Source organism: Myroides injenensis M09-0166 (genome assembly GCF_000246945.1).
Lineage (GTDB): Bacteria > Bacteroidota > Bacteroidia > Flavobacteriales > Flavobacteriaceae > Flavobacterium > Flavobacterium injenense.
Genome location: NZ_BAEX01000137.1, coordinates 1 through 4734 on the forward strand (window position 1 = coordinate 1; position 4734 = coordinate 4734).

A 4734-nucleotide genomic window follows, 5' to 3' on the forward strand; every position below is an offset into this window, starting at 1 on the left:
TAATTAGTAATTATTAAATAGTTTATATATGAGATTAATTTTTTTTACATTAGTTTATTAAGAAAATATTTTGTTTTATATTTTAATATTATAGTAAACATCTTTTTTTCGATTATCTTTGCACAGAAAAGTTTAGGAGCTTATTCATAAAGTAAAATAAAAGATAGTATGAAAAGAGCTTTGAGAAAGCAGCTTAAGCGAGATACACCTCGGGGAATAGTTTTATTTATAGATTTATTAATAGTACTATTTACTTATATTGTATCAAGTTTATTTTTAACCAATTTTTTTGGTAATTATTCTTTAGAGTTATTAGTAGCAAAGATACCTTTTGTATTGATTTGCTATGGAGTTAGTTTTTTTATATTTAAACCTTATCGTGGAATTATAAGACAGACTAGTATAAAAGATATAGAGACTATATTTTTTACTAGTTTATTTGCATCGGTGTTAATTACAATTTGTAGTGTTAGTCAACGTTATGGTCTATTTGGTAGTAATGCTGAAGATTTCTTAAGATATTCTTATTCGTTTATAATTTTACATTTATTTTTTACCTCTGCGATGCTTATATTAGCACGCTTATTTTATAGTCAGTTCTATCATACTTATATTTTAGATGTTCGTAACCAAAGAAGAGTATTAATATACGGTGCTGGTAACTCAGGTATTATAACTGTTAGAGTTCTACAAGCTGATACAAAAGTGCGTACTGAAGTAGTTGGATTTTTAGATGATAGTCCTGGGAAGATTGGTAAGCGTATAGGTGGTTACAGAGTATTTGATCCAAGTTTAATTAACGAGGAATTTCTAACTAAAAATCGTATTGATGATATAGTCATTTCTATTCAAAACATTTCTAGATCGCGATTGAATGAATTATCTGAATGGCTAGAAGTGTTGCCAGTTAAAATTAAAATAATACCGCCCGCTACCGATTGGTTAGATGGTAATTATAGTCATAAGCAAATTAAGGAATTAAAGATCGATGATTTACTTGGTAGAAAAGCTATTCAACTTGATAATCCAGAAGTATATAATGAGATTAATAATAAAGTTGTATTAATTACAGGGGCTGCTGGGTCTATTGGTAGTGAAATTGCCCGTCAAATAGCTAGACTTAATTTTAAGAAGTTAATCCTAATAGATCATGCAGAGTCTCCATTATATGATGTTCAGCAAACAATGGAGTCTGATAAGAAAAATGATATTACTTATATTGTAGGGAGTATTCGTGATGAGAATGTTATGAGAAGGATCTTCTCTAAGTATCGTCCAGATATGGTTTATCACGCTGCTGCATATAAGCATGTACCTTTAATGGAAGCTTTTCCTTATGAGGCAATTCATACAAATGTAAAAGGAACTAAAGTAATTGCAGATTTGTCAGTTGAGTTTTGCGTTAGTAAGTTTGTGATGGTATCAACTGATAAAGCTGTAAATCCTACCAATGTGATGGGGGCTACTAAAAGGACTGCCGAACTATATGTGTCATCATTAAAAGATAGAAGTGGTAGCACTAATTTCATTGTCACTCGTTTTGGTAATGTACTTGGATCTAATGGATCGGTTATTCCTCTATTCAAAAGACAAATTGAGAATGGAGGACCAATTACTGTGACGCATCCTGATATTACTCGTTTTTTTATGACTATCCCAGAGGCATGTCAATTAGTTTTGGAAGCTTCAGTTATGGGGCATGGTGGAGAGATATTTGTATTTGACATGGGGAAATCAATGAAGATAATTGATTTAGCGAAACGCATGATCCGTTTAAGCGGTTATAATTATCCAAATGACATTGATATTAAGATTACTGGTTTACGTCCAGGAGAAAAGATATTTGAGGAGCTTTTGGCAAATGATGAGAATACTGTGAAAACGCATCATGAAAAAATAATGATAGCAAAAGTTCGTGAACAAGATATGATTATGGTAAAGAGTTTAATTGAAAACTTATGCCATTTAGTGGTAGAGGAAGAAAGGGCAGATCCAATAATTTTTGTTAAAATGCTGAAAGGCATTGTTCCAGAGTTTAAATCTCAGAATTCAGTTTATGAAACTTTAGATAAAGAAAAATGTTCAGCTAATTAGCTGAACATTTTTTTTTATGTCATTTGCTTTATCAGTTATTTCCTTAGGGTAGTTATGGATTTCTAATATCTTTAAAGCATTTGTTGTAGTAGAAACACCTAGTTTTATGGTATAGTCAAAAGATAGTTTATCTTTTATAATCTCTTCTTTGAAGTGTGCTACGGTATATTTGTTGTGTTGTAATAAATCTATCAATTCTAAATCATGAGTAGATACCATAACAGTATCTTTATCCATGTTTAAATAACTTAAGATAGCTGCACTTGCTGATATTCTTTCTATGGTATTTGTTCCTTTTAGTATCTCATCTAAAACAATTAGATTCATTTCATTACTTTTCACTTCTTCTATAAAACGTTTAATGATACTTACCTCTTGTAGGTAGAAACTTTTCTTAGATGATAAGTCATCACTAATTTTTATTGATGTATGTATTTTGTAGAAAGGTGCTTTATATGATTTCGAAAACGTGAAGCCGAGTGTTTGTGCAAGTATTGCATTGATTACAAAAGTTCTAATAAAGGTTGTTTTACCTGACATATTAGATCCAGTAAGAAGTAAACTATTATTGACTAGTGCTAAATCATTTTTGATACATTTCTCTATTAAAGGATGATAGATTTCTTTGACTTCAATCTCTTTATCAGTTGTAAAAAGGGGTTTAGAAGTTTGTCTTAATGCTTTTAGTTTTAAGAGTGATAATGCAAGGTCTACTTTACCTATGGCTATAAAAAGCTCATGAAGGTCTTTTTGATGGTTTTCTAATTTTTTTAGTAATGAGTGAAATACTATGTATTCTACATTAAATAGAATCTTTAGCCATTCTATTGGTAACCATATTAAGGTTGCAATTTCATTATCCATTTTTCGTTCTGAATCAAGAAAACTACTGATTGACTTTATTCTTTTAAGTTCAGGAATATTGTCTTTAAAATCACTGTATTTCTTTAGCTCTAGTGTAGAAACTAAATAAAAGTAACAGTTATATATCTTAGTAAATTGTTTTATGGCAGATTGAAGTTCAAATAGTTTTATTTTATTCTTGTAATGTATAACAGCATTAATAGTGAGGATAGGTACTATTGCAAGTAATATAGGTCTATAAAATAGTGAAGTCATAAAAATTACTACTGTCACTATGTTTATTATTTTAGCATAGGTTAAGAACGTTCTTTTCTCTTGAGATGGATTAGTGAATAGCTGCTCAAAGTAATAGGTATCTTTATGATTTATACTACTTAAAGAAATAAGTGTTTTCGTTCTAAGGTTGCTATCATCAGTAAACGCTTCTTCTAAGCGTGTATGTATATCATCTAAATTAGGATGTTCAATATTGTGAAGTCTATAATATAAGTATTGTTTGCCAATAGGCGTTGTAGTGAAGTCAATCGCTTTGAATACTTCATCTAAATCCAAATCTTTATTGGTTTGCTTACCTATCTTTTGATATACGGAGGTAGAAGTTTTATAATTCTTTTTATATCTTTTTACCTTTCGTAATTCATAGTTATTTACTGTAGAATTATTAATCCAATCGTTTAAGAAATAACTATATTGTTTTTTGTCTTTTTTTATTTGAGTATTCCTATTCCATAAATATAATATCACTAATAGTAGTAAAGTTACAATTATCCAGTTCATAGTTTAGTTAGTTTTTACAAATATATTGTTAATGTCTAATCAAAAGGATTGTTTCAAGAAGTTAATTCTAAATAGTATTCTTTTATCTAAGAAATTACTCCCAGAGAACAATGATGTGCTGAATAAATTGACATTTATTGTTTCTTGTGATTAATTTCTTTAGCTGTTTGTTTTCAGTTTAATCATTAGTGATTATAATCAGGTGTTTACTATATTTCTACTTATTCTACAACTCCATTAGGATAGATAATATCGTATTCTTTGCTCTCAGTAATATGCTCTTTATTTATAGTGATAAAGTTACTCGATGAATTTTGAATATTTTCATTCTTATACTTTATTACCCAATAACTAAATGTTGCTAATTTAATTCCTACGCTTTCACAGTATCTTGATTGGGTTAATCCACTTGCTTTGTAATCCTCTACATGAGAGTACATCATTTCTTGTTTGCTCATCTCTTTATTATTTGAGACAAACTTACTATCTTTCATTAGGTTATGAAATATGTCGTTGCTCGGGTGGATACTTTAACAACAGGGTTTTCTATGTATGTAGCTGTGAAAAATACCATTGATAAATCGCAGTACCAGATACTAGTTAATGAAAAAGACGAATTAAGAAATCAATTAGAAAATGTAAATCAGTTTTTTGTTGAAAACCCTAAAACAGCAAAGTTTTTCAAAGAGTGGAGAGAAAAGGAGTAAAATGTTAATCAAAGTTATTTCCGTAAAATTTTCAGAGCTGTGAAGGCTCAAAATTTTACAGAATAACTTTGTTGGAATAGGTTCACACTATTTTAAAAGATTTACTAACGGTTCGGGGCTTTGCGAAGTGGCGGAAAATCGAAGGTGGAACTTTCGATTTAGACGACACGTAGCAAAAGCCAATTAATTGAATAAATTTAACAAAAAAGTCAATATAATTGGCTTTTTTGCGGAATAGAAAGCCAAAACTTCAATTTTAGCCTTAACCCGCCATTGCGCCAAACCCTTGTTG

General features: G+C 29.6%; 4 protein-coding genes. 2 read left to right on the forward strand and 2 right to left on the reverse strand.

What is annotated here, in order from left to right; genetic code table 11:
- Window positions 1–168 precede the first annotated feature (168 nt).
- Window positions 169–2094, forward strand: a complete 1926-nt coding sequence (locus tag RH98_RS14635; protein WP_010257060.1) for a polysaccharide biosynthesis protein — start codon at window positions 169–171, stop codon at window positions 2092–2094.
- Here the strand turns inward: RH98_RS14635 and RH98_RS14640 are convergent.
- Window positions 2083–3735 carry a MutS-related protein gene (locus RH98_RS14640; protein ID WP_010257064.1) on the reverse strand — a complete coding sequence of 551 codons (1653 nt, stop codon included), beginning with the start codon at window positions 3733–3735 and terminating at the stop codon, window positions 2083–2085. The two genes, RH98_RS14635 and RH98_RS14640, sit on opposite strands and share 12 nt — an antisense overlap.
- A 221-nt stretch (window positions 3736–3956) precedes the next feature.
- Window positions 3957–4193 carry an IS66 family insertion sequence element accessory protein TnpA gene (tnpA, locus tag RH98_RS14645; protein WP_050996175.1) on the reverse strand — a complete coding sequence of 79 codons (237 nt, stop codon included), beginning with the start codon at window positions 4191–4193 and terminating at the stop codon, window positions 3957–3959.
- A 42-nt stretch (window positions 4194–4235) separates the two neighbouring features.
- On the opposite strand from tnpA, the gene RH98_RS14650 reads away from it, so the two are divergent.
- Window positions 4236–4442 carry a hypothetical protein gene (locus tag RH98_RS14650; RefSeq protein ID WP_026038939.1) on the forward strand — a complete coding sequence of 69 codons (207 nt, stop codon included), beginning with the start codon at window positions 4236–4238 and terminating at the stop codon, window positions 4440–4442.
- The last annotated feature ends 292 nt before the right edge of the window (window positions 4443–4734 follow it).

Bases quoted from the DNA above. Each gene is read 5' to 3' on its own strand.
- RH98_RS14635 (WP_010257060.1), top strand. From the start codon at position 169: ATGAAAAGAGCTTTGAGAAAGCAGCTTAAGCGAGATACACCTCGGGGA.
- RH98_RS14640 (WP_010257064.1), bottom strand. From the start codon at position 3,735: ATGAACTGGATAATTGTAACTTTACTACTATTAGTGATATTATATTTA.
- tnpA (WP_050996175.1), bottom strand. From the start codon at position 4,193: ATGAGCAAACAAGAAATGATGTACTCTCATGTAGAGGATTACAAAGCA.
- RH98_RS14650 (WP_026038939.1), top strand. From the start codon at position 4,236: ATGAAATATGTCGTTGCTCGGGTGGATACTTTAACAACAGGGTTTTCT.